We start from the raw sequence: 20,480 nt of genomic DNA on the forward strand, positions 1-20,480 counted from the left end.
ACCGTCAGGCGAAGGTGTTGGACGCCCAGAGGGCTCCGCCGACCCCTTCGCCACCGTCAGCCTTGTAGACGACGAGGTTTCCGTCGTCCTGGAGCTTGAGGTAGGCGTAGGAGTTGCCATTGGTGTTCGACGCCCAGGCGGCGCTGCCGTCGGTGCGGTACACCACCACGTTGCCGTCGTCCTGGACCTTGAGCGTGGCACCCGAGTTGCCGTCGGTGCCGCTGGCCCAGATGGCCACGTTGTCGCTGTTGCGGTGCAGTACGAGGTTGCCGTCGTACTGCATGATCAGGTACGTCGTCTTGGCCCGGATCATACGGCCCGAGGGGAGCCCCGCTCCGTTGCGCAGCGTGGCGGTGGTCCACACCGTGCTCGCCGTGTCCTCACTGCCGCTGTTCTTGTAGACCAGCAGTCGGCCGTCGTCTTCCCTGAGCTTCATGTACGCACCGGCGAACTGCCAGGTGCCGGTGTGCCAGATCGGGTTGCCGCCGGCGTTCTTCAGCACGGTGTTGCCGTCGGGCTGCACGGTCAGGGACGCACCCCGGTTGTTCCAGGTCGCGGTGTTCCATGTCGGAACGCCGTCACTGCGGCGGTAGAGGACGAAGTTCCCGTCCTCCTGCATCTCCAGGACGTGGGTCTGGACCTGGGTCCAGCGACCGGAGGTGAGCTGGGTCCCGGAGCCCAGCTTCGGGTCGACCTTCATGGTGCCGGTGGACCACAGTGCCCCGCCGACGTCCTCTCCGCCGTCGGCCTTGTAGAGGACGATGTTCCCGTCGTCCTGGACCTTCAGGTAGGCGTTGGCGTTGCCGGTGCCCCAGGTTCCGGTCGACCAGATGGCTCCGGTCGCGGCGCTCGGGTTGCCGTCACTGCGGTAGACCACGAAGTTGCCGTCGGGCTGGACGTAGGCCCAGGCGCCCGCGTTGCCACCGGTGCCGGTGGACCACAGGATCCCACTGTCGACCTGACGGTGCGTCACCACCAGGTTGCCGTCACTGCGCATGGTCAGTCGGAGGTCGGTTCCGGTGATGCTCTGCCCGGCGGTGAGCTTCGTGCCGGAGGCAGCGATGGTGCCGGACGTCGGGCTGACACTCGTGTTGGGGCCGGTGACGGTGAAGCCCGGGTCACCGGTGGTGCCGGTGCGAGTGCCGGTCCAGGTCTGCAGCACCCCCTGCGGGGTGATGCCCCAGAGCGAGGGCACGCCGTTGCCGGCGAGGTCGCCGTCGGAGCCGATCCGCGGCCAGGCGGCGGCGGTGACTCCGGTGGCTGCCGTCTTGCCGGCGGAGATGCCGGTGGCGACGGGGTAGGTGATGGTGATGCCGTCGCTGTCGGTGCTGCTGATGGTGGTGACGGTGAACGTGTGGGCGGTGACCACACCGGTGGTGCGGTTGCGCGCCCACAGGCCCGGACGGCTCTGGCCGGCCCAGTCGCCGGGGCTGATCAGGTCGCGGTCCTTCCACCCGGTCGAGGCGAGCCGCACCGGGTTGCCGAAGCTGTTGTCGATCACCGAGGGGTAGTACCAGAGCGCGGCGTTGCCGGACGGGTCCGTCTCCGTGGTGACCAGGCCCGTGCGGTTCTTGTTCGCGTTCGCCGGGCTCCGGTCGGTGGACTTCGGGTCGCCGACGGCGGCGATCTGCAGAGCGCCGGACCAAGTGGTGGCGTACCCCGTGCAGTCGGGGTTGCTGGTGGTCACCACGCAGGCGGGCTTGGCCAGTTCGACCTTCGTGTCGAACACGCCGGCGACACCGGTGTTCCCGGGGTTCTTGTAGACCCAGAGCTTCGGATCGCCGTCCTTGTGGACGATCAGGTCGTCGACGTCCGGACCGTTGCGGAGGCTGCCGCGGTGCGTGGTGCGGTAGTTGGCCCAGGAATCGCCGCCCGGAGACTGCGCCGCGGTGGCGGCGACGCCGTACTGCGGTCCGGCAGCCGGAGCGGTGTAGACCCGCAGGTCGCCCGAGGGACCGGCCGTGACCACGTCGGGCGTGCGGTTGACGTCGGCATTGACGTCGCCGAACACCGGGGCCGGGCCGGCGGAGTTCCACGGCACGTAGAAGGTGTACTGGCCGACCGGCGAGACGTTCCCGGCGTTGTCCTGAGCCTGGACGTAGAGCACGTTGGTGCCCCAGCGCCCGGGCGTGACGGCGATCTTGCCCGCGGGCATCGCGCTGCCGCACTTCCACTCGTCACCGGCGCCGAACTGCGGGTCGAAGCTCCAGCGCAGGCAGGTGACACCGGAGGTGTTCAGGCCACTGGGGTTGGGGTCGGTCGCGGTGAACGGAACGTACCCGCTCTGGCCGGCCCGCAGCGTGGTGACCTGGCCGTTGCCGGACGGCGGGAACTGGGTGGTCGGGTCCGCGACCGTGGTCGGGAAGGAGAGGGTGGGCGGGGTCAGGTCGACCTTGAAGTTGCAGGTGGGCGTGGGACCGCCCCACGAGACGCCGTCGAGACCGTCGTTGGAGAAGGCGCTCCAGCCGTAGGCGTGGCCGTCCTTCAGCAGACCTCCGGGAAGCCACCACGAAGCGAGTCCGCCGTTGCCGACGAAGTCGGAAGAACCGTTGGCGACATCGGGAGAGCCGGACTGGCTGTAGTCCCAGATGTGGTTCCAGGTCTTGACCTGCGCCTGAGTGGGACTCGAGACGTTGGCGGTCAGCGCGACGGCCTGGGCCTGGGCGCTACCGGCACCCAGCCAGGCCCAGGTGGCCGAGTCGGAGCTGCCACAGGCCTGGTTGGTCTGCGCCGGGCTCACCGTCCGGGGCGCCGGGTAGGTGCCGGGGTTCGCCGGCGGGTTGGGTACCCGGTCGTACGTGATGCTCAGCACCGGCTGGGCGGTGACGCGCTTGAACCCGTACGCGTCGCTCTCGTTGCCGTAGAGGCCGAACGTGAGGTTGTCGAGGGTGGGCCCGTACTGCTTGACCACGCCGCTGACGTTGTAGCTGAAGCCGACGTTGTTGTAGCAGCCGGTGTGGCCGGAGCCGCCGACCCAGCGGCTGCCGTCGAGGCTGCCGCCGACCTTGCTGGGCTGGTTGTTCCAGTTGGTCCCGCTGGAGAAGCCGCCGGTCAGGTACAGGTCCAGCGGGTACGTCTTGGCGCAGTCGAAGTTGGCGGAGACGTATTCCTGCAGGTCGATCTGCGCGCTGTTGATGACCGCCCCGCGCAGCGGGATGGTGTCGAACTGGAAGAAGGACCGGTAGGTGTCCGCGGGAATGCAGCTGTTGCCCTGCGGGTACGTGCCGCACAGGCCCACACCGGGATAGGCAGTGTCACCGCTGCCGGAACGCATGTAGTTGCCGGACTCGGTGGGATGGGCGGACTGCACCCACGTCCACGCCGAGGCACTGGTGTTCCACGGAATCCAGGCCGGGTCGATGTAGTACGGCGCGGTGCCGTGCGCAAGCAGGTCCTGACTCGGCGTCAGGGTCAGTCCGCTCGCATCGGCGACGACCGGCATGGTGGCGACGGCCGCACTCGCGCCCGGGCCGTCCGCACTGCTCGCCGCCGTTCCCTTGCCGGCGCCCGCGGCAGCACCCTTCGCCTGGACCTTCGACGCGGCGGCACCCCCCGCGGCGCTGTCCCACATCCGCGGCGCGGGCGCCGTCCACCGGGGCTTCCCGTCGGCCGCCTTGGCACTCAGCGTGCCGTCCTTGCCGGCCGTCACCGTGACGCCGTCGGCCTCGGTGGAGAACTTCAGGCTCTTCAAGGCCTGCCCGGCGGCGGCCTGTTGGGTCTTGACGACCAGCACGGTCGACATCCCGCCGTACTTGCTGGCGGTGACCTTCAGGTCGACATCGGGAATGACATTCGGGTACAACAACCCGGTCCCGCTGTCGTCCGGTTGAGGCGTCGGCAGGTCGAACGGCGCACTCAGCGCGAGCTTCTTCCCGTCCGCGCTGGTCATCGTCGTCAGCGGTCCCTTGCCACCGGGCGACAGCACAACGCCCCCGGCAGCGGACTTCGGCGCCCAACTGCCGTCGGCGGCCCGCACCAGCGTCCCGTCGAGCGCCGCCCAGCCGTCGGTCCGCTTCACCCGCTGCTGGTCCGGATGCGCGGTGAACGCGAAATGCCCGTCGGGCGTCGCCGACGTCTCACTGAACTCGGTGGTCAGCGAATCGATCACCACCCGCTGCCCGGTGGCCTTCGCCTTCGCCAACGCCCGATCGGCATCCGTCTGCGGGCGCTGCTGCTCCCGCTCCTTCGCAATGGCCGCGATCTCCTCGGACGACGGCAGCCCGACCCCCTCCGCCGCGAACGCGGCAGGAACGACCGGCCCGACCGTCAGGGCTACCGCCCCGACGAGGGCCACAAGGCGCGGCGGGGCGGCGCCCCGGCGGCGTCTGGACACAGTGCTCTCCTCAAGCTGAAAGAGCCTCACAACGCTTGCGCGTAGAGGTCGGCAGCACGGTCTTGCATCCGAAGGCCCGCGCGCAAGCAACTTGAGTTGCTGCGGTCCGTTTTGATCCGGAGACAGACAGTATGCGAAGTGTGTGATATGCGTCACGCCGAAGTAACCAGAGCGAACGTATTGACTGCACACAGTGAGGAGTTGGTAAATTTTCGCACCATTTTGGTGATCATTTGGCAGGCCCTTGGGTCCGCCCACACACTGGGGGGTGCACGTGTCATCGACACGTCGTCTCACACGCCGACGAACAGACAATCCGTCACTGCTACGGAGACTGGCCGCCATCACCGCGGTCAGCGTCGTCGGATCTCTTCTCGCACCGGTCTCACTGGCGGTCGCCGCCGGACCGGACTACTCGCGCAAGTGGTCTCCACCGGACACCCCGCTGCCCGCCACCAAGTCCGTGGACGGCCACGACGTCCCCGCAGTCGCGGTGACGAAGCCCGCCCACCCCGTCCCGCCGACCTGGCAGCCCCCGAAGACCAAGCACCCGCTGCCGAAGGGCCGCGCGGAGGTCCGCCTCGGCACCTCGCCCGCCGCCAAGCAGCAGGCCCACCCCGCGAACCAGCGACCGGCGGCCGGCTCCGACACTGCGGCCGCCGGCCTCCCGGTCAGCCTCGCGCCCATCGAGGGCTCGGCACTCGGCGGCCAGAAGATCCAGGTCGAGGTGATCGACCCGGCGACCAGCAGCGCAGCCGGCATTCCCGGCCCTGTTCTGACGCTCCGTCACGGAGCCTCCGAGGCATCCGGCGCGCTACGGGTGAACCTCGACGCCGCTGCTCTGACCGAGAGCTACGGCGCTGACTGGGTCTCCCGCATGCGGCTCGTGACGATGCCCGCCTGCTCCTTGACGACGCCGCAGGTCGCCGGCTGTCTGGCCCAGACCCCGGTCGAGTCGCAGGTCGACCTCACCACGAAGAAGGTCAGCGGTGACGTCGTCCTGCCGGGCGGCGACACTACCGCTGCCAAGAGCCAGTCGCAGAGCGTTACTGCGGCGGCCGCCCCGCAGGGGGTGGTGCTCGCGGCGGTCACCGGATCGGACAGCGGCGCAGGCAAGTACTCCGCGACCCCGCTGAACATCTCCCAGGCATGGGAGGCCGGTTCTTCCTCCGGCTCGTTCACCTACTCCTATCCCATCCAGGCACCGGCCGCCCTGGGAGGCGCCGCCCCACAGGTCGCGCTCTCGTACGACTCCGCGTCGGTGGACGGTAAGACATCGTCCACCAACTCGCAGGCGTCGTGGATCGGTGACGGCTGGGACTACAGCCCTGGCTTCGTCGAGCGGACGTACCAGCAGTGCTCGAAGGACGGGATCACCGGATCCGGTGACCAGTGCTGGACAGGCACCAACCTCGCCATATCCATGGCAGGACACTCCGGCGAGCTGGTACCCAACGACACCTCCTGTCAGGCCGGCGCACCCGCCACGATGGAGCAGTCCGCCTGCACCTGGCACCTCAAGGGTGACGACGGCAGCAAGGTCGAGTTCCTGACCGGCGCGAGCAACGGCACCTGGAACGGCTCGTACATCAAGGTCACCGACACCAGTGGCACTGCCTACTACTTCGGACTGGCCCACCTGCCCGACGCCTCGGGCAACCCGTCCACCAAGGGCCCGGACTCCGGCTCGGCCTGGACCGTCCCGGTGTACTCCCCGAATGCCGGCGACCCCTGCTACGACTCTGCCAAGGGCAAGGCGTCCTGGTGCCAGATGGCCTGGCGGTGGAACCTCGACTACATCGTCGACCCGCACGGCAACCTGATCAACTACACGTACGCCCCCGAGACCAACTACTACAGCCGGGGCGGCGGTCAGAACAACGGGACCGGCACCAGCACCGCGTACACCCGGAACGGTGTCCTGCAGTCCATCGCCTACGGTCAGCTGCTGAGCGACCAGATCACTGCCAACGGCGCGTACAAGTCGGCCGCGAAGATCCTCTTCGCCTCCGGTGAGCGCTGTGTCACCTCGACCTCTGCCTGTGACACGGCCAACCGTACGTCGGCGAACGCCGCCAACTGGCCGGACGCCCCGCTGGACCAGCAGTGCGCGCAGACCGGCACCTGCACCAACTACGCGCCGACGTTCTGGTCTTCCAAGTGGCTCAACTCCATCACCACCCAGGTCCGTTACAACGGCGCCTACCAGGACGTCGACCTGTACACCCTCGACCACCGCTTCGTGGACGTGGTGAACAGCACCGAGAACACCAAGGTCCCGTGGCTGGGATCCATCAAGCGCACCGGCAAGGACACTCAGGCCTCCACCACCGAGGTTCCTCTGAACCCGGTGTCCTTCACCGAGATGCTCCTGCAGAACCGGGTCGACGGAACCAACCTGGTCCCGTCCCGCCCGGCCTACAACCGGCCCCGCATCCAGCTGATCACCACCGAGACCGGCAGCACCATCGGCGTCGACTACTACCCCGCCGACTGCTCCCGCATCAACAACCTCATGCCGGGCTCGGCCGACACCGACACCCGTTCCTGCTACAACGTCAAGTGGCACACGCCGAACGAGAAGGCGGACGCCGACCCGGTCGACGACTGGTTTCAGCGCTACCCGGTCAAGACCGTGACGGTCAACCCGGGCACGCCGGGTTCCGCCACCATGACCACCGCCTACAGCTACGGCGCGGCGGCCTGGCACCGCAACGACTCGCCCTTCACCGACAACAAGGACCGCACCTGGGACCAGTTCCGCGGCTACGCCACGGTCACCACCCTGGCAGGTAGCGGTACCGACGGCCCGAAATCGCAGCAGAGCATCACCTATCACCAGGGCATGGACGGTGACATCACCGCCGCCGGAACGCCTCGCAGTGTCACCGTGACCGGGCCGAAGGGCACTTCGGCCACGGACTCGGACTGGTTGTCGGGACAGGCCCTCGAACGGGACACCTACAGCCAGGCTGGCGGGACGATCACCTCCTACTCGGCCGACACCAGCAGCGGTCCAGTGGCGACCGCCACCCACAACCAGACCGGAGTTCCGGCGCTAACGGCTCGATACAGTGCCACGACGATGGTGTCGACAGTCAAGAGTCTGAAGAGCGACGGTACTTGGGTCACGTCCACTCGTACTACGACAACCGACTCCGCGCACGGCAACCGACCCAAAACCGTCCTCGACAGCGCGGACGGCACACCGGACGCCTGCACTCGAACGTCATATGCCACCGGCCCCGACGCTCAGGTGACTTCGCTGGTCTCCGAGGTCGTCATCGCCTCGGGCGCCGACGCCTGCTCGGCCACACCGACTTCCCAGAACACCATGACGTGGTCCAGGACTCGGTACGACGGCAAACCGCTGGGCCAGGCCGATGCAAAGGCTGAGGTCACGGCCACGGAGAGGCTGGACCGCTACGACGGGTCCACACCCGCTTTCGTCACCGAGGCGAACCTTACGTATGACACCTACGGACGGGCCGTCAGCGCCACCGACCCCCGGGTCACGGACAGCGCTCACCCTGCCGGAGCCACGGTGACCACCGCGTACTCCTCTCAGCAGGCCGGCGAGCTGCCTACCGGCACCACGGTGACCAGCCCGGCACCGGCCGGTGCCGCCGACCAAAGCACCGGCCGGACGACCGTCACCACCCTGGACTCCGCCCGGGGCCTGCCCCGAACCTCCACCGATGCCAACGGCCTGGTCACGACCCTCGGCTACGACGCGCTCGGCCGCACCACAGGTGTGTGGCGCCCCGGACGCGGCACACCCCTGGCCCCTAACACGGCCTACTCGTACACCGTTCCCGGCGTTGTCGCCGGCAAGGTCGTGCCGCCGACCACCACCACGACCACTCTGGTGGGAACCAGCGCCGACGGGATCTACAGCACCGCAACGTCCGTGCGGATCATGGACGGCCTCGGTCGAATGATCCAGACCCAGTCGACTCCCGCCCTGTCCGCTTACACCGGCCGCATTCTCGCCGAGACCGTGTACGACTCACAGGGTCGTACGATCCGAACAAACGGCCCCTGGTACAACAGCACCGCCGGACCGGGCACCGCACTCTACGAGGCGCAGACCACCAAGGAGATACCCTCCCAGATCCACACCGTCTACGACGGCCTGTCCCGCCCGGTCAGCAGAGAATTCATCGCCTACGGAACCCTGCAGACCACCTCAGCGACGGCCTACCCCGGTGCAGACCGAGTCGATGTCACTCCTCCGACCGGAACCACCCCTGTCTCGACCGTGACGGACGCCCGGGGCCGGACGGTGCAGCTTTGGCAGTACCGCACCGCCACCGCCACCGGCAACGCGGCAGACGCCGACCTGGCGACGTACACCTACACGCCGGCCGGGGCACCCGCCACCAGCAAGGACGCGGCGGGGAACACCTGGTCCTACACCTACGACGTCCGCGGCCGTCAGATCTCCTCGACGGACCCCGACACCGGCACCAGCACGATCACCTACGACGACGCCGACCGGATCGCATCCACCACGGATGCACGCGGACGCACCGTCACCACCACGTACGACTTGCTCGGCCGACCGACAGGCACCTTCGACGGCACATCGGCGAACCCGGCAAAGCAACTGACGGCCCGCACCTACGACACCGTGTTCAAGGGTCAGCCCAGCACCTCAACCCGCTACACGAGCGGTGCCTCCGGTCCGGCCTACACCCAGGCGATAGCCGAATATGACACCGCCTACCGGCCGACCAGCACCACCACCACGATCCCGGGCTCCGAGATCGGCACCACAACCCCGTTCACCTACACCTACAAGCCCACCTACGACCAGGTCACCGGCCTGCTGCAGAAGGACATCCGGCCGGCCGTCGGCGACCTCGCCGCCGAACGGCTCGACTACAGCTACGAGAAGTACGGCATCCTCATCGGCTACGGCGCCTACGGTGGGGCCAGTTACGACCTGTCGAACGACTACGACGCCTACGGTCGGCCGATCCGAACCACGGTCAACCCGTACGGCACCCAGATCGTCCTCACCAACACCTACGACGAGCCGACCGGCCGTCAGCTGACCCAGCTGGTCGACAAGCAGACCGCCGCCACCGGCGCGGTCCAGCAGACCACCTACGCCTACGACCCCGCCGGACGGATCTCCGCGATCCGCACCATCCCCGACAACACGCCGTCGGCGACCGACCTGCAGTGCTTCAGCTACGACTACCTCAACCGGCTGACCACCGCCTGGACCGACACCGGCGCGCTCAACCTCCTGCCCAACCCGACGGTCGGCGGACGCGGCGCCTGCGCCAACTCCACGCCCACCAGCGGAGCCGTCGCCCCGGCGAAGAACACCGTCGGCGGCAGCGTCCCGTACTGGCAGGACTACACCTACGACCTGACCGGCAACCGCAAGAGTCTCACCCAGCACGACCCGAGCGGAGACAGTGCCAAGGACACCGTCACCACCCAGACCTTCACGCCTGACGGCACCGTCAACTCCGGCAACGGCAAGGGCGGTCCGCACGCACTGATCTCCTCCACCGCCGTCACCGGCAGCACCAGCGTGCTGAACACCAGCACCTACGACGCGGCGGGCAACACCGCGACCCAGTACGTCTACAGCGCGGGCATCACCAACTACACCTGGAACACCGAGGGCAAGCTCGACACCGACAAGCCCGCGGTCCAGATCCAGGGCATCGGCGGCAAGTGCCTCTTCATGCGCGGCAGCAGCAGCGCCACCAACACCCCGGCGGAGCTCAGCACCTGCAACTCCAGCGGCGCGCAGAGGTTCGCCACCACCGGCAACCTGCTCAAGATCATGGGCAAGTGCCTGACCGCCATGGGCACCACCTCGGGCTCCGAGGTCCAGCTCCAGTCCTGCACCGGCAACGCCACGCAGACCTGGACTCCGCAGCCGAACGGCACCGTCCTCAACGCCGGCACCAACCTGTGCCTCGCCGTCCCAGGTGATGTCAGCACCACCGGCACTGCCACCGTCATGGCAACCTGCGGCACCACCACCGTGCCGGCCGGTCAGAAGTGGACAGTCCCCGACAACTCCACCACCTACGTTTACGACGCCGACGGTAATCAGCTCGTCCGGCACAACCCCGGCAAGACCACCGTCTTCCTCGGGGACGACGAACTCACCTACGACACTTCTGCCAAGACCACCACGACCACCCGCACCTACCAGATGCCCGGCGGCCTGACCCTGGTCCGCCAAGGCACCACCGCCATCTGGCAGATCAGCGACCACCACGGCACCGGCAACCTCGCCCTCGACGGCACCACCCTGATCGAAACCCGCCGCGCCACCGACCCGTTCGGCAACCCCCGCGGTGCCCAGCCCACCACCTGGGCCGGCAACCACGGCTTCGTCAACGGCACCAAGGACGACACCACCGGCCTCACCAACCTCGGAGCCCGCCAGTACCAACCCACCACCGGCCGCTTCATCAACCCCGACCCCCTGCTCGACAACGCCGCACCGCAACAGTGGAACGGCTACGCCTACAGCACCAACAACCCCGTCAACCTCAGCGACCCCACCGGCCTCTGCCCGCGCGACTTGTGCCAGGGGTATGGCCAAAACCCGGGCAATCTCACGGGGACCCACGGGACGGCATCTGATGTGGACCGCCCATCCCGGGGAGAAAGAGCAGCAGAATGCTCCAAGAAGATTTGGGGCTGCCCTGGGTACCGAGAGGGCCACTGGGAATCCAAGAAGTGCGGCCCCCACGCCTGCAGCAAGGAAAAGAAGTGGGTGAGCGGAGAGGAGCTCGATGCTCGGGAAAACTTTGCCGCAGGATACTTCAATGCATTCCTGTTTGACCTGATAGATGCACCCGACAAGAACAGCAAAGATTACCACAACGGGCAGAACCTCGCATTCGTTGGCCAAATAGTCACACAGGTCCTCCTGATTCGAGCCGGCGGTGGCGTCGGATCCAAAGACGAAGGAAGCCCCTTCGGAAAATGTAGCTTCACCCCGGAAACCCTCGTTCTCATGGGTGACGGTACGACAAAGCCGATCGGCTCAATCGTCTCCGGTGACAGCGTAGAAGCCGCATCTCCCGAAACGGCCACGGAGGGCGGTTCACACCTTGTCACTGCTACCTGGGTCAACCACGACGACGATCTGATCGATCTAACAGTTCGGACTGGCGATAGCCGCAGCGATGTAATTCACACCACTTCAAATCACCCGTTCTGGGACAGCACGGCCAAGGCTTGGGTGCCTGCCAGGAGTCTGACTGCCGGTACCGAACTCGCCACCACCGCTGCGGAACACGCCTTCGTGGTAGACGTGACCGTCAAGCCTGGCGCGGCAGACATGTACAACCTAACGGTCGCAGAGCTTCACACGTACTATGTCCTCGCGGGTACCACGCCTGTATTGGTTCACAATACGGGTCCCGTTGGGCCGAACTGTGATATCAACCTTTACAAGGCGCCAAGTAAGGGCATGACTGACAAGCTGCTCAAGGATGGTTTCACGGAAAGAGATTTTCCGGGATCTGGAAATGGATATCCGGATGGTCGGGCATACTTTGGCCTTGAGGATGACGGGAAGATGATCGCGCTCGATTACGCTAGTCGCGGAGGCTATGAAGGGGGCGTCGTGCAAGTAAGGATTCCGAAGGCCGACTTTGACCAGCACTTCGCTCAGTACATAGGCTCGCACAACGGGGTCCCTGGGGTAGAGGTTGCGATCCCAAATACGGCGTTCGAAATTCTTAACCGGTATCCACGAACCTTGGTTGGACAGTGATGAATCAGCAGCTCAGCGAGCACGAGCAGAGCCTCATAGGAGAGATCGTCGATGGTGCGATTGAAGCCGTGTTTCGCTGGGGGGTCATCGTAGATCTGAAGCTCTCTCGGGTTGGGCTAATTGATGCTCTCTATATTGACGATGGAGATTGCTACCAGGTCGGGGATCGAGTCAGCTGCTATCTGGACTGCTTCGATGAACGGAAGGACAAGTTCATCCTCCGGCCGCCAGGGCAGACGTCTCTCGCCGAACGGCTCGGGCGAGTAGGGGAGTGAAAGGTAGGTCGGCCGAATTTAGGCCGACTGTTCGGAATCTCGCCGCGAATCCAACCGCCGCGCTGTAGAGAAAGTCAGAAGCTCCGCCAGAAACGAATTCTGGCGGGGCTTCTGGGCGTTCTGACGGCAGTAGTTGACGGCCACGTCAGCGGACGAGTGCTGCAGGTGAATCGTCGCTGTCGTCGGGCTTGGCGGCGGCTTCGGAGGGCTTGCCGGGGGTATGGCCGAGGAGGTCGATGGCGTCGTGCTGGAGGCGCAGTCGGACGTGTGCGTTGACGGTGGCGTTGACGCCGGTGTGAGCATGGCCGAGGAGTTCCTTGATCACGACAAGTTCGACGCCCTGTTCCAGGAGGAGGGTCGCGGTCGAGTGCCTGAGGTCGCGGAAGCCAGGGGCGTTTCAAAGTCCCGGTGATCAAGTGACTGTGCAGGCCAGGATGGTCTGGAGGGTCCGGGTTGGCCCGTCACGTACGCATCGAAGCTCCAGCTGAACGAGGTGACCTTGCCAAGTCGCCTTGAGCCGCTGGAGCTTCGATGTGCCGCCAGTCTGCCACCGTCTGCCTCGTCAAGTCGCCCGCTCTGGAGGATGTAGCAGGGCTCCCGCTGGCGGAGCGGCTGCGGGTGCTGCCCGATCCGCGCCAGCGACGCGGCGTGCGTCACCCGTTCGTGGCGGTGCTGCCGGTTGCTGCTGCGGCGGTGGTCGCCGGCGCGCGCTCGTACGCGGCGATCGGCCAGTGGTCCGCGAATGCTCCGCAGCACGCCCTGGCCCGCCTCGGCGCCCGTGTGGCGGGCGCGCTGGGGGTGCGCGTCGCGCCGAGTGCCGCCACGGTCCGACGGATCGTCAACCTGGCCGGCCCCGGCGGCCTGGCCGATCTGACCGGGGCTGATCCCGGCGGTGCGGACTCGGTGGCCGTGGACGGCAAGACCGCCCGCGGCTCCCGGCGGGGTCGGACACCCGCCGCCCACCTGCCGGCCGCGATGACCGGCGACGGCCGCACCGTCACCCAACTGCGGGTCCCCGACAAGACCAACGAGATCACCTGCTTCGCCGCACCGCTGAAGCCCTACGACCTGACCGACATCACCGTCACCGCCGACGCCCCGCACACCCAGCGCGACCACGCGCGCTTCCTGATCGAGGAGAAGAACGCCCACTACCTGCTGGTGGTCAAGGCCAACCAGCCCGAACTGCACCGCCGGCTGCGGTCACTGCCGTGGAAGGACGTCACCGCCCGCCGCTACGACCGCGAGATCGGCCTCGGACGCAGGGAGACCCGCGCGACCAGGGCCCTCACCATCACCGGCCTCGACCTGGGCTTCCCCCACGCCGTCCAGGCTGTCCGCATCCTGCGACACCGCACCGCCCTCAAGACAGGCACCGTCAGCCGCCGGACCGTCTACGCGATCACCGACCTGACCTCGCAACAGGCATCACCCCAGCGCCTGGGCCAACTCGCCAGATCGCAGTGGACCATCGAGAACCGGCTCCACTTCGTCCGCGACACCACCTTCGCCGAGGACACCTCCAAGATCCGCACCGGCCACGGACCCGAGAACATGGCGACCCTGCGCAACCTGGCGATCAACACGCTCCGCGCCGCCGGACACCGCAACATCGCCGCCGGCCTTCGCCACGTCTCCTACGACCCCTTCACCAGGCCGCTGGACCTCCTGGGCATTGCCTGACCAGCCGGTCTACATGACCACCAGGACTTTGAAACACCCCTGCCACACCACCAGCCACAGACGGCGAGTTGGCGAGAGGTGATGGTTACCAGGCCAGCCTCGCCACCGCCGTCACCGACGCCGCCAGCGCGCTGAACAGCAGCACCTACGACGCGGCGGGCAACACCGCGACCCAGTACGTCTACAGCGATGCCGCAGCGCGTCGCGAGAGTCTGGCTGCCGCGCTGCGGGCGTCCGCCTGGGACCGGGCGGCTTCCGCGCTCTCCTGTTCGCAACGTGAGCGAAGACTTCGCGATCTGAACAGCCCGGCGGGCCTCGGGAGGCGGTCACCAGGCCGGCCCCGTAGGCGAGGATGACCAGGTGAACGCAGTCGCGAGCGGCCACGCTGCCGCTACTCGGTGAGCGGGCTCCGTCGCGCCGCTCGGGTTTCGGCGGCGGCTGCCAGCTGCGCACCGACGGTCCAGGCGTGGCGGGCCACCGTGAGGAGGAAGCGGGTGCGGGTGGTGCGGACGGCGTGCAGGGCGGGGCCGTGGTCGATGGCGACGAACAGGGCGCCGGCGGTGGTGAGGAGCAGCCAGATCAGGGTCATGAACGGGCGGGTGGTGGAGGGGAGTTCGGCGAAGGATCGCTGAAGGCGCAGGACGTGGAACGGGATGTGGCGTCGTTCGTCGCGCAGGATCCGGGCGGTGACCTCGCGGGTCAGCGGGTCGGCGAGGCCGTCGCGGACGCTGCGGTAGTACTCGACGGCGACCAGCTCGGCGACCATGAGGACCATCAACTCGGTGCGGAGGCCCAGCAGTCGGCGCACCCGGACGAAGATCTTGTCGCTCCAGTGGCCGTTCAGGAGCGGGTGACCGGCGGCGTCCAGCAGCTCGGCCAGCAGCCGCGCGTGGTTGCGTTCCTCGTCGATGAACAGTCGGACCGCCGCCGAGTAGGCGGCGTCCCCGGCCCGGTCGGCCTTGGCCCGCAGGTTCGCGCCGTCGCCGTTCTCGCCAACCTGGAACTTCTGCAGGCTTCGCGCGATCTCCGCGGACAGCCCGGCGCCCCGGCTCCAGTCGGGGTCCGCCGTCCGCGCCCGCCGCGTCTTCTCGGCTTCGAACTCCGCGACCCAGCTGGTGAATTCGCTTTCGGACATGGCTCCGCCCCACGCTGGTACTGGTGCTGCGCCCGTCTGCGGGCACGCCGGAATGAACGCCGCAGTTCGGCAGCGCACGATCAGTACGCTACCGCAGTCCTGAACGTGTTCAAATATGCTGGCGTCGGGCGGTCAGCGGGAGGTGGTCACCAGGCCCGCCTCGTAGGCGAGGATCACCAGGTGGACGCGGTCGCGGGCGTCGAGTTTGGAGAGGAGGCGGGTGACGTAGGTCTTGACGGTGGTGATGCTGAGGTGGAGGTGGTCGGCGATCTCGGTGTTGGAGAGGCCGCTGGCGATCAGGGTGAGGACTTCCTGTTCGCGTTCGGTGATGGCGGCCAGGGTGCGGGGCGGGGCTGAACTGCCGGGCGTGGGGCGGGAGGTGAGGTCGGCGATCAGGCGGCGGGTGACGCGGGGGGCGAGCAGGGCGTCGCCGGCGGCGACCACGCGGATGGCGGCGAGGATCTCTTCGAGGCCCATGTCCTTGACCAGGAAGCCGGACGCGCCGGCGCGCAGCGCGCCGTAGACGTACTCGTCGTCGTCGAAGGTGGTGAGGACGAGGACGTGGGCCGAACAAGGGCCCGAGGTGATGCGGCGGGTGGCCTCGATGCCGTCCATGCCGGGCATGCGGATGTCCATGACGACGACGGAAGGCGTCAACTCCGCAGCCAGGGCGACGGCTTCGTCGCCGGTGCCGGCCTCGCCGACGATCTCCAGGTCGGGGGCGTCCTTGACCACCATGGAGAGGGCGGCTCGGACGAGGGGCTGGTCGTCGACGAGGAGGATGCGGACGGTCATCGGGCACCTGCCGGGACGGGGAGGGTCGCGGCGACGCGGAAGCCGCCGGTCGGACGGGGGCCGGCGGTGAAGGATCCGTGCAGGAGGGCGACGCGTTCTTTCATGCCGAGGAGGCCGAAGCCCGCGCCGCCGGGTTGGGTGGCGCGCAGGCCGCCGCCGTCCAGGACTTCGACGGACACGGAGTCCTCCTCGCAGGAGATGGTCACTTGGCAGGAGCGGGCGCCGGCGTGGCGGACCACGTTGGCCACGGCTTCCTGGACGACACGGTAGGCGGCGAGGTCCACCTCGGGTGGCAGGGGGCGGCGCGAACCGCGGTGGCGCAGGTCGACGGCGACGCCCGCGGCGGTGGTGGAGGCGGCGAGGCGGTCGAGGTCGGCGAGGCCGGGGGTGGGGGTGAGCGGCGGCTGCCCGGAGGGGTCGTCCTCGGCGGCGCGCAGGGCGACCAGCATGCGGCGCAGGCCGGAGAGGGTCTCCCGGCTGGCGGTCTCGACCTGGCCGAGGGCGTCGCGGGCGGCCTCCGGCTGGGTGGTGAGGACCAGCCGGGCCGCGCCGGCCTGGAGGGCGACGATGCCGATGCTGTGGGCGACCATGTCGTGCAACTCGCGGGCGATCCGCAGGCGTTCACCGGCGACTGCGCGGGCCGCGGCATTGGAACTCAGCTCGGCCGCGTGCCGGCGGGACTCCCCCGCGGAGTTGCCGAGCAGCACGGCGACGGCGGCGGTCAGCAGGACGGCGAGCGCGGTGGAGGTGCCGATGATGAAGCCCACCAGCACCCGTCCGATCGGGTAGCCGAGCAGGACCAGGGCGGCCAGGCCGGAGGCGAGCACCACCTTGCGGCGGGGCAGGGTCGCCGCGATGTACCAGAGCGCCACGTCCGGCCCAAGGACCAGCGGGACGTCGATCGCGGTGGAGTGCATGGCCCACGCGCCGAACACGGTGCCCGCCAGCAGCAGTCCGAGCGCGGTCAGCGGCGTGCGGCGCAGCAGCACGCAGCCGACGAGGGTGGCCGCCGCGCCGAGGGCGAGCCAGATCTGGTTGCCGTCGGCCAGCAGCAGGCCGCGGTAGAAGTTGTCCGGGGACTCGCCCGGCAGCCGGACCAGCACCACGAAGGAGTACACGAGGCCCGCCGCCCAGGCGATCGCCGCCCAGCCGCCGGGCGTCACACGTCTGAGCAGGGAGGGCGAGTTCACGGGCATGGGGTGATCGTAGTCAGCAGCGCCCGAACGAGGCGTCGGACCAGGGACGTACAACCCGGGAAGACACCGGCCGCGGGCAGTGTCGGCGGCAGGCCGACGCGGGACGACAGGCCGTCACGGAACGCTGGTGGTCGTGATCGAAGTCAACGAACTCAGCAAGCGCTACGGCCGCACCGTCGCCGTCGACGGCCTGACCTTCACCGTCCAACCCGGCTGCGTCACCGGGTTCCTCGGCCCGAACGGGGCCGGCAAGAGCACCACGCTCCGCATGATCATCGGGCTGAACGAGCCGACCAGTGGCAGCGTCACCGTCCAGGGCCACCGCTTCCGTGACCATCCGCGCGGTCTGCGGCACGTCGGCGCGCTGCTGGACGCCTCCGACGTGCACGGCGGCCGCAGTGCCGTCGCCCATCTCGGAGTGCTGGCCAGGACCAATGCGATTCCGCTGCGGCGGGTGGACGAGGTGCTGGAGGAGGTCGGGCTGGCGGGGGCGGCCCGGCGGCGGATCGGCGGTTACTCGCTGGGCATGAAGCAGCGGCTGGGGATCGCCGCCGCGCTGCTCGGCGACCCGCCGGTGCTGCTGTTCGACGAGCCGTTGAACGGGCTCGACCCGGAGGGGGTGCGCTGGGTGCGCGGCCTGTTCCGGCGGTTGGCGGCCGAGGGGCGGACGGTGTTCGTCTCCAGCCACCTGATGAGCGAAATGGAGCACACCGCCGACCACTTGGTGGTGGTCGGCCGCGGCCGGCTGATCGCCGACGAGCCGCTGGCCTCGTTCGCCGCCCGCGGCCGGGGCAGCAGCGTCACCGTCCGCACGCCGGACGCGGACGCGCTGGCCGCCGTGCTGACCGCCGCCGGGGCGCAGGTGCGGCCGGACGGCGAGGAGCGGCTGGTGGTGACCGGTCTGGACGCCGACACGATCGGCGAGCTGGCGCACCGGCACGGTCATCGGCTGCGCGAACTGGCCACCAGCGCCGCCTCGTTGGAGACGGCGTTCATGGAACTCACCGCCGACAGCGTCGAATACCTCGCAGGAGAATCCCGATGACCGCGCTCACCTCCCTCGCCCCGCCCGCGCCGCTCACGGTCGACGAGCCGCGCGCCCGGTTCCGCGACCTGCTGCTGGGCGAGTGGTTCAAGCTCGTCTCGCTGCGGTCGATCCGCTGGGGGCTGATCCTGGGCATGCTCGGGCTGGTCTTCCTCAACGCCAACGCGGCGATCGCCGACGTGAACGACTGGGACCACTTCCTGCCCGCACAGCGGGAGTTCTTCGTGCCCGCCGGATCGCTGGCGGCCTCGTTCACCAACAACGCCTGTATCGCCACCCTGTTGATCACGGGCAGCCTGGGGGCGGTGTCGCTGGTCAGCGAGTACTCGACGGGTCAGATCCGGACCACCTTCGCAGCGGTGCCGGCCCGGCGGGCGCTGCTCTCCGCGAAGATCATCGTGCTCACGGCGGTGATGACCGTCTTCGGTCTGGTGGCGACCGGGACGTCCTTCTTCGTCTCGCAGGCGATCCTCTCCGGCAAGCACGCCGGCATCTCGATCACCGAACCGGGCATCTGGCGCGCCCTGCTGGCCTCGGCCCTGCTGCCGCCGGTCTGCGCGCTGACCGGCCTCGGCCTCGCGGCGCTGATCCGGCACAGTGCGGCGACCATCGTCGGCACCACCACCGTGCTGCTGCTGATCCCCAACTTCCTGAGCGAGAACCACCATTGGTCGGCCTGCCTGTTCCACGCGACGCCGTTCCGCGCCTGGCAGGTCCTGCACGACCTGGTCGGCGCCCCGGTCAACCCGCACATCCCGTTCCCGGCCGAACCGGCCGGCGAGTGGGTGGTCTACCTCGCCTGGGCGCTGGGCGGCATCGTGGTCACCCTGTTCTTCGGCACCCGCCGCGACGTCTGAGCCGCGCGGCCCGAGCCCTCAGTCGAGCGCCGCGGCGTGTTCCCGAACGAGGGCGTCCAGGGTGCGCAGGTGCGGCACGTCGCGGGTGGCGACGGGCCGCGCCGGGCCGTCGGTGAGCTCCAGCAGGACCCGACGGGCGGTGATGCGCAGCGCGCGGACCTGTGGCCACGGGTGAGGGGCGCCGTCGAGCGCCAGGCCCTCGGGGGTGACGGCGAACGGGCCGAACTCCAGCCGCTCCCCCGCCGCGAGGAGGGCGCGGGCCGCCGGTGCCCGGCGGGCGGCGAGCAGCGCGGCGAAGCGTGCCGCCTGTGCTCGGCCGCTCAGCGTCAGTGCGGGCGCACCGCCCGGTCCGCGCAGTTCCAGGACGGGGATCTGCGTCATGGTCGAACTGCTGCCGCGCGAGCGGCCGTTGCGGACGGTGACGGTGTGTTCGTACGGGGTGATGCCGTCCAGGCCGTGAGCGGTGGGCGGCTCGTCGGTGCGGGCGATCACCAGGCCGTCCGCGTACCAGAACACCACCGGCATGCGGTGGGCCGTGCGCCGGTCCCGGCGCACGGCGAGCGCGGCGAGGACGACGCAGCCGAGCGCCACGGCGGCGCCGGCCGACCGGGCTGCCGGCCCGAAACGCTCCGTGCAGGCCAGGACGGTGCTCAGGATCGCGACCGGCAGGAGGAACAGGCCGATCGGCGAGAGCACCGACCGCAGCGGCATCCGGTGCACCGCGAGCAGCTCGCCGTAGCCCCCGCGCTCGGCCAACTCCGTTACCGCTTCTGTGGGTTCCATTCCCGGAGAGGTACCCGTCGACGGCCCACCGGTACACGTCCTGCCGGGCGCCACCGGGCCGGGCCGGTCAGGCGCTGTGCGGCACTCCGGCCACCAGGACGCTCTGGCCGCGGAACTCGGCGACCACCGTGCCGGCCGTGGTGCGGACGGTGACGTCGTAGACGCCCTGCCGCCCGGACCGGATGCGCTCGGTCGCCTCGGCGACCAGTTCGTCGCCGATCTGCGCGGGGGCGAGGAAGGTGACCTGTGCGCCCTGGGCGAGGGCGACGGGGCCGTAGCTGTTGCAGGCGTAGGAGAACGCGGCGTCGGCGAGCAGGAACACGTACCCGCCGTGGCCGATGCCGTGGGCGTTGGCCATCTCCTCGGTGACCTTCATCCGGGCCACCGCCCGTCCGCCGGTCACCTCGTCGAGGGTGATGCCCGCGCCCTGACAGGCCCGGTCCCGTTCGAACAGTGCGTCGATCCTTGCAGTCCCCATCACGGCTCCCCCCAGTGAGCTGCCCGTTCTCGGGCGTCAGCATTAGACCGACCGAACTGATCGGCTGTCAATGCCCCTTGCCGCGACCGCCGGGGCCCGGGTACGGGCCCCGGCGGTCGCGCTGTGCCCGGTGGA

General features: G+C 68.9%; 11 protein-coding genes and 1 pseudogene. 5 read left to right on the forward strand and 7 right to left on the reverse strand.

Going from position 1 to position 20,480, the window contains the following annotated elements:
- Nucleotides 1–4: 4 nt before the first annotated feature.
- Complete coding sequence (locus tag ACI1MP_RS07390) at nt 5–4,333, reverse strand: hypothetical protein (RefSeq protein WP_404868090.1); 4,329 nt, start codon at nt 4,331–4,333, stop codon at nt 5–7.
- Between the two features lie 463 nt (nt 4,334–4,796).
- Between ACI1MP_RS07390 and ACI1MP_RS07395 the strand changes: the two genes are divergently transcribed.
- Together ACI1MP_RS07395 and ACI1MP_RS07400 are read left to right on the forward strand one after the other, a co-directional pair.
- On the forward strand, nt 4,797–12,098 hold the full coding sequence (locus ACI1MP_RS07395) for a polymorphic toxin-type HINT domain-containing protein (RefSeq protein ID WP_404868091.1): 7,302 nt from the start codon (nt 4,797–4,799) through the stop codon (nt 12,096–12,098).
- Nucleotides 12,098–12,373 carry a hypothetical protein gene (locus ACI1MP_RS07400; protein ID WP_404868092.1) on the forward strand — a complete coding sequence of 92 codons (276 nt, stop codon included), beginning with the start codon at nt 12,098–12,100 and terminating at the stop codon, nt 12,371–12,373. The genes ACI1MP_RS07395 and ACI1MP_RS07400 overlap by 1 nt, the downstream gene beginning before the upstream one ends.
- A 145-nt stretch (nt 12,374–12,518) precedes the next feature.
- Here ACI1MP_RS07400 and ACI1MP_RS07405 read toward each other — a convergent pair.
- Nucleotides 12,519–12,758, reverse strand: a pseudogene (locus ACI1MP_RS07405) (hypothetical protein); the annotation flags it as partial.
- Between the two features lie 146 nt (nt 12,759–12,904).
- Between ACI1MP_RS07405 and ACI1MP_RS07410 the strand changes: the two are divergent.
- Complete coding sequence (locus ACI1MP_RS07410) at nt 12,905–14,056, forward strand: ISAs1 family transposase (RefSeq protein ID WP_404868093.1); 1,152 nt, start codon at nt 12,905–12,907, stop codon at nt 14,054–14,056.
- 391 nt (nt 14,057–14,447) lie between these two features.
- Here the strand turns inward: ACI1MP_RS07410 and ACI1MP_RS07415 are convergent, their stop codons facing one another.
- From ACI1MP_RS07415 to ACI1MP_RS07425, 3 genes are all read right to left on the reverse strand, one after another.
- Complete coding sequence (locus ACI1MP_RS07415; protein ID WP_404868094.1) at nt 14,448–15,191, reverse strand: ferritin-like domain-containing protein; 744 nt, start codon at nt 15,189–15,191, stop codon at nt 14,448–14,450.
- Between the two features lie 132 nt (nt 15,192–15,323).
- A complete protein-coding gene (locus ACI1MP_RS07420) occupies nt 15,324–15,986 on the reverse strand; it encodes a response regulator (protein WP_404868095.1) in 663 nt (220 codons plus the stop codon).
- The gene (locus ACI1MP_RS07425; protein WP_380333128.1) at nt 15,983–17,182 is read right to left on the reverse strand and encodes a sensor histidine kinase; all 1,200 of its coding nucleotides are present in this window, start codon (nt 17,180–17,182) and stop codon (nt 15,983–15,985) included. The genes ACI1MP_RS07420 and ACI1MP_RS07425 overlap by 4 nt, the downstream gene beginning before the upstream one ends.
- A 133-nt stretch (nt 17,183–17,315) precedes the next feature.
- Between ACI1MP_RS07425 and ACI1MP_RS07430 the strand changes: the two genes are divergently transcribed.
- A complete protein-coding gene (locus tag ACI1MP_RS07430; RefSeq protein WP_404868096.1) occupies nt 17,316–18,227 on the forward strand; it encodes an ATP-binding cassette domain-containing protein in 912 nt (303 codons plus the stop codon).
- Nucleotides 18,224–19,084: an ABC transporter permease gene (locus tag ACI1MP_RS07435; RefSeq protein WP_380333130.1), complete on the forward strand. Its 861-nt coding sequence runs from the start codon at nt 18,224–18,226 to the stop codon at nt 19,082–19,084. Before ACI1MP_RS07430 ends, ACI1MP_RS07435 begins: the two co-directional genes overlap by 4 nt.
- A gap of 18 nt (nt 19,085–19,102) precedes the next feature.
- Here ACI1MP_RS07435 and ACI1MP_RS07440 read toward each other — a convergent pair whose 3' ends face one another.
- Nucleotides 19,103–19,867, reverse strand: a complete 765-nt coding sequence (locus tag ACI1MP_RS07440; protein ID WP_404868097.1) for a hypothetical protein — start codon at nt 19,865–19,867, stop codon at nt 19,103–19,105.
- A gap of 67 nt (nt 19,868–19,934) precedes the next feature.
- A complete protein-coding gene (paaI, locus tag ACI1MP_RS07445; protein ID WP_100587657.1) occupies nt 19,935–20,345 on the reverse strand; it encodes a hydroxyphenylacetyl-CoA thioesterase PaaI in 411 nt (136 codons plus the stop codon).
- Between the last annotated feature and the right edge of the window lie 135 nt (nt 20,346–20,480).

Source organism: Kitasatospora griseola (assembly GCF_044999035.1).
Lineage (GTDB): Bacteria > Actinomycetota > Actinomycetes > Streptomycetales > Streptomycetaceae > Kitasatospora > Kitasatospora griseola.

What these genes read in the sequence shown, in the direction of transcription:
- ACI1MP_RS07400 (WP_404868092.1), top strand. Translation starts at nt 12,098, where the DNA reads ATGAATCAGCAGCTCAGCGAGCACGAGCAGAGCCTCATAGGAGAGATC.
- ACI1MP_RS07410 (WP_404868093.1), top strand. Translation starts at nt 12,905, where the DNA reads ATGTGCCGCCAGTCTGCCACCGTCTGCCTCGTCAAGTCGCCCGCTCTG.
- ACI1MP_RS07415 (WP_404868094.1), bottom strand. Translation starts at nt 15,191, where the DNA reads ATGTCCGAAAGCGAATTCACCAGCTGGGTCGCGGAGTTCGAAGCCGAG.
- ACI1MP_RS07420 (WP_404868095.1), bottom strand. Translation starts at nt 15,986, where the DNA reads ATGACCGTCCGCATCCTCCTCGTCGACGACCAGCCCCTCGTCCGAGCC.
- ACI1MP_RS07425 (WP_380333128.1), bottom strand. Translation starts at nt 17,182, where the DNA reads ATGCCCGTGAACTCGCCCTCCCTGCTCAGACGTGTGACGCCCGGCGGC.
- ACI1MP_RS07435 (WP_380333130.1), top strand. Translation starts at nt 18,224, where the DNA reads ATGACCGCGCTCACCTCCCTCGCCCCGCCCGCGCCGCTCACGGTCGAC.
- ACI1MP_RS07440 (WP_404868097.1), bottom strand. Translation starts at nt 19,867, where the DNA reads ATGGAACCCACAGAAGCGGTAACGGAGTTGGCCGAGCGCGGGGGCTAC.
- paaI (WP_100587657.1), bottom strand. Translation starts at nt 20,345, where the DNA reads ATGGGGACTGCAAGGATCGACGCACTGTTCGAACGGGACCGGGCCTGT.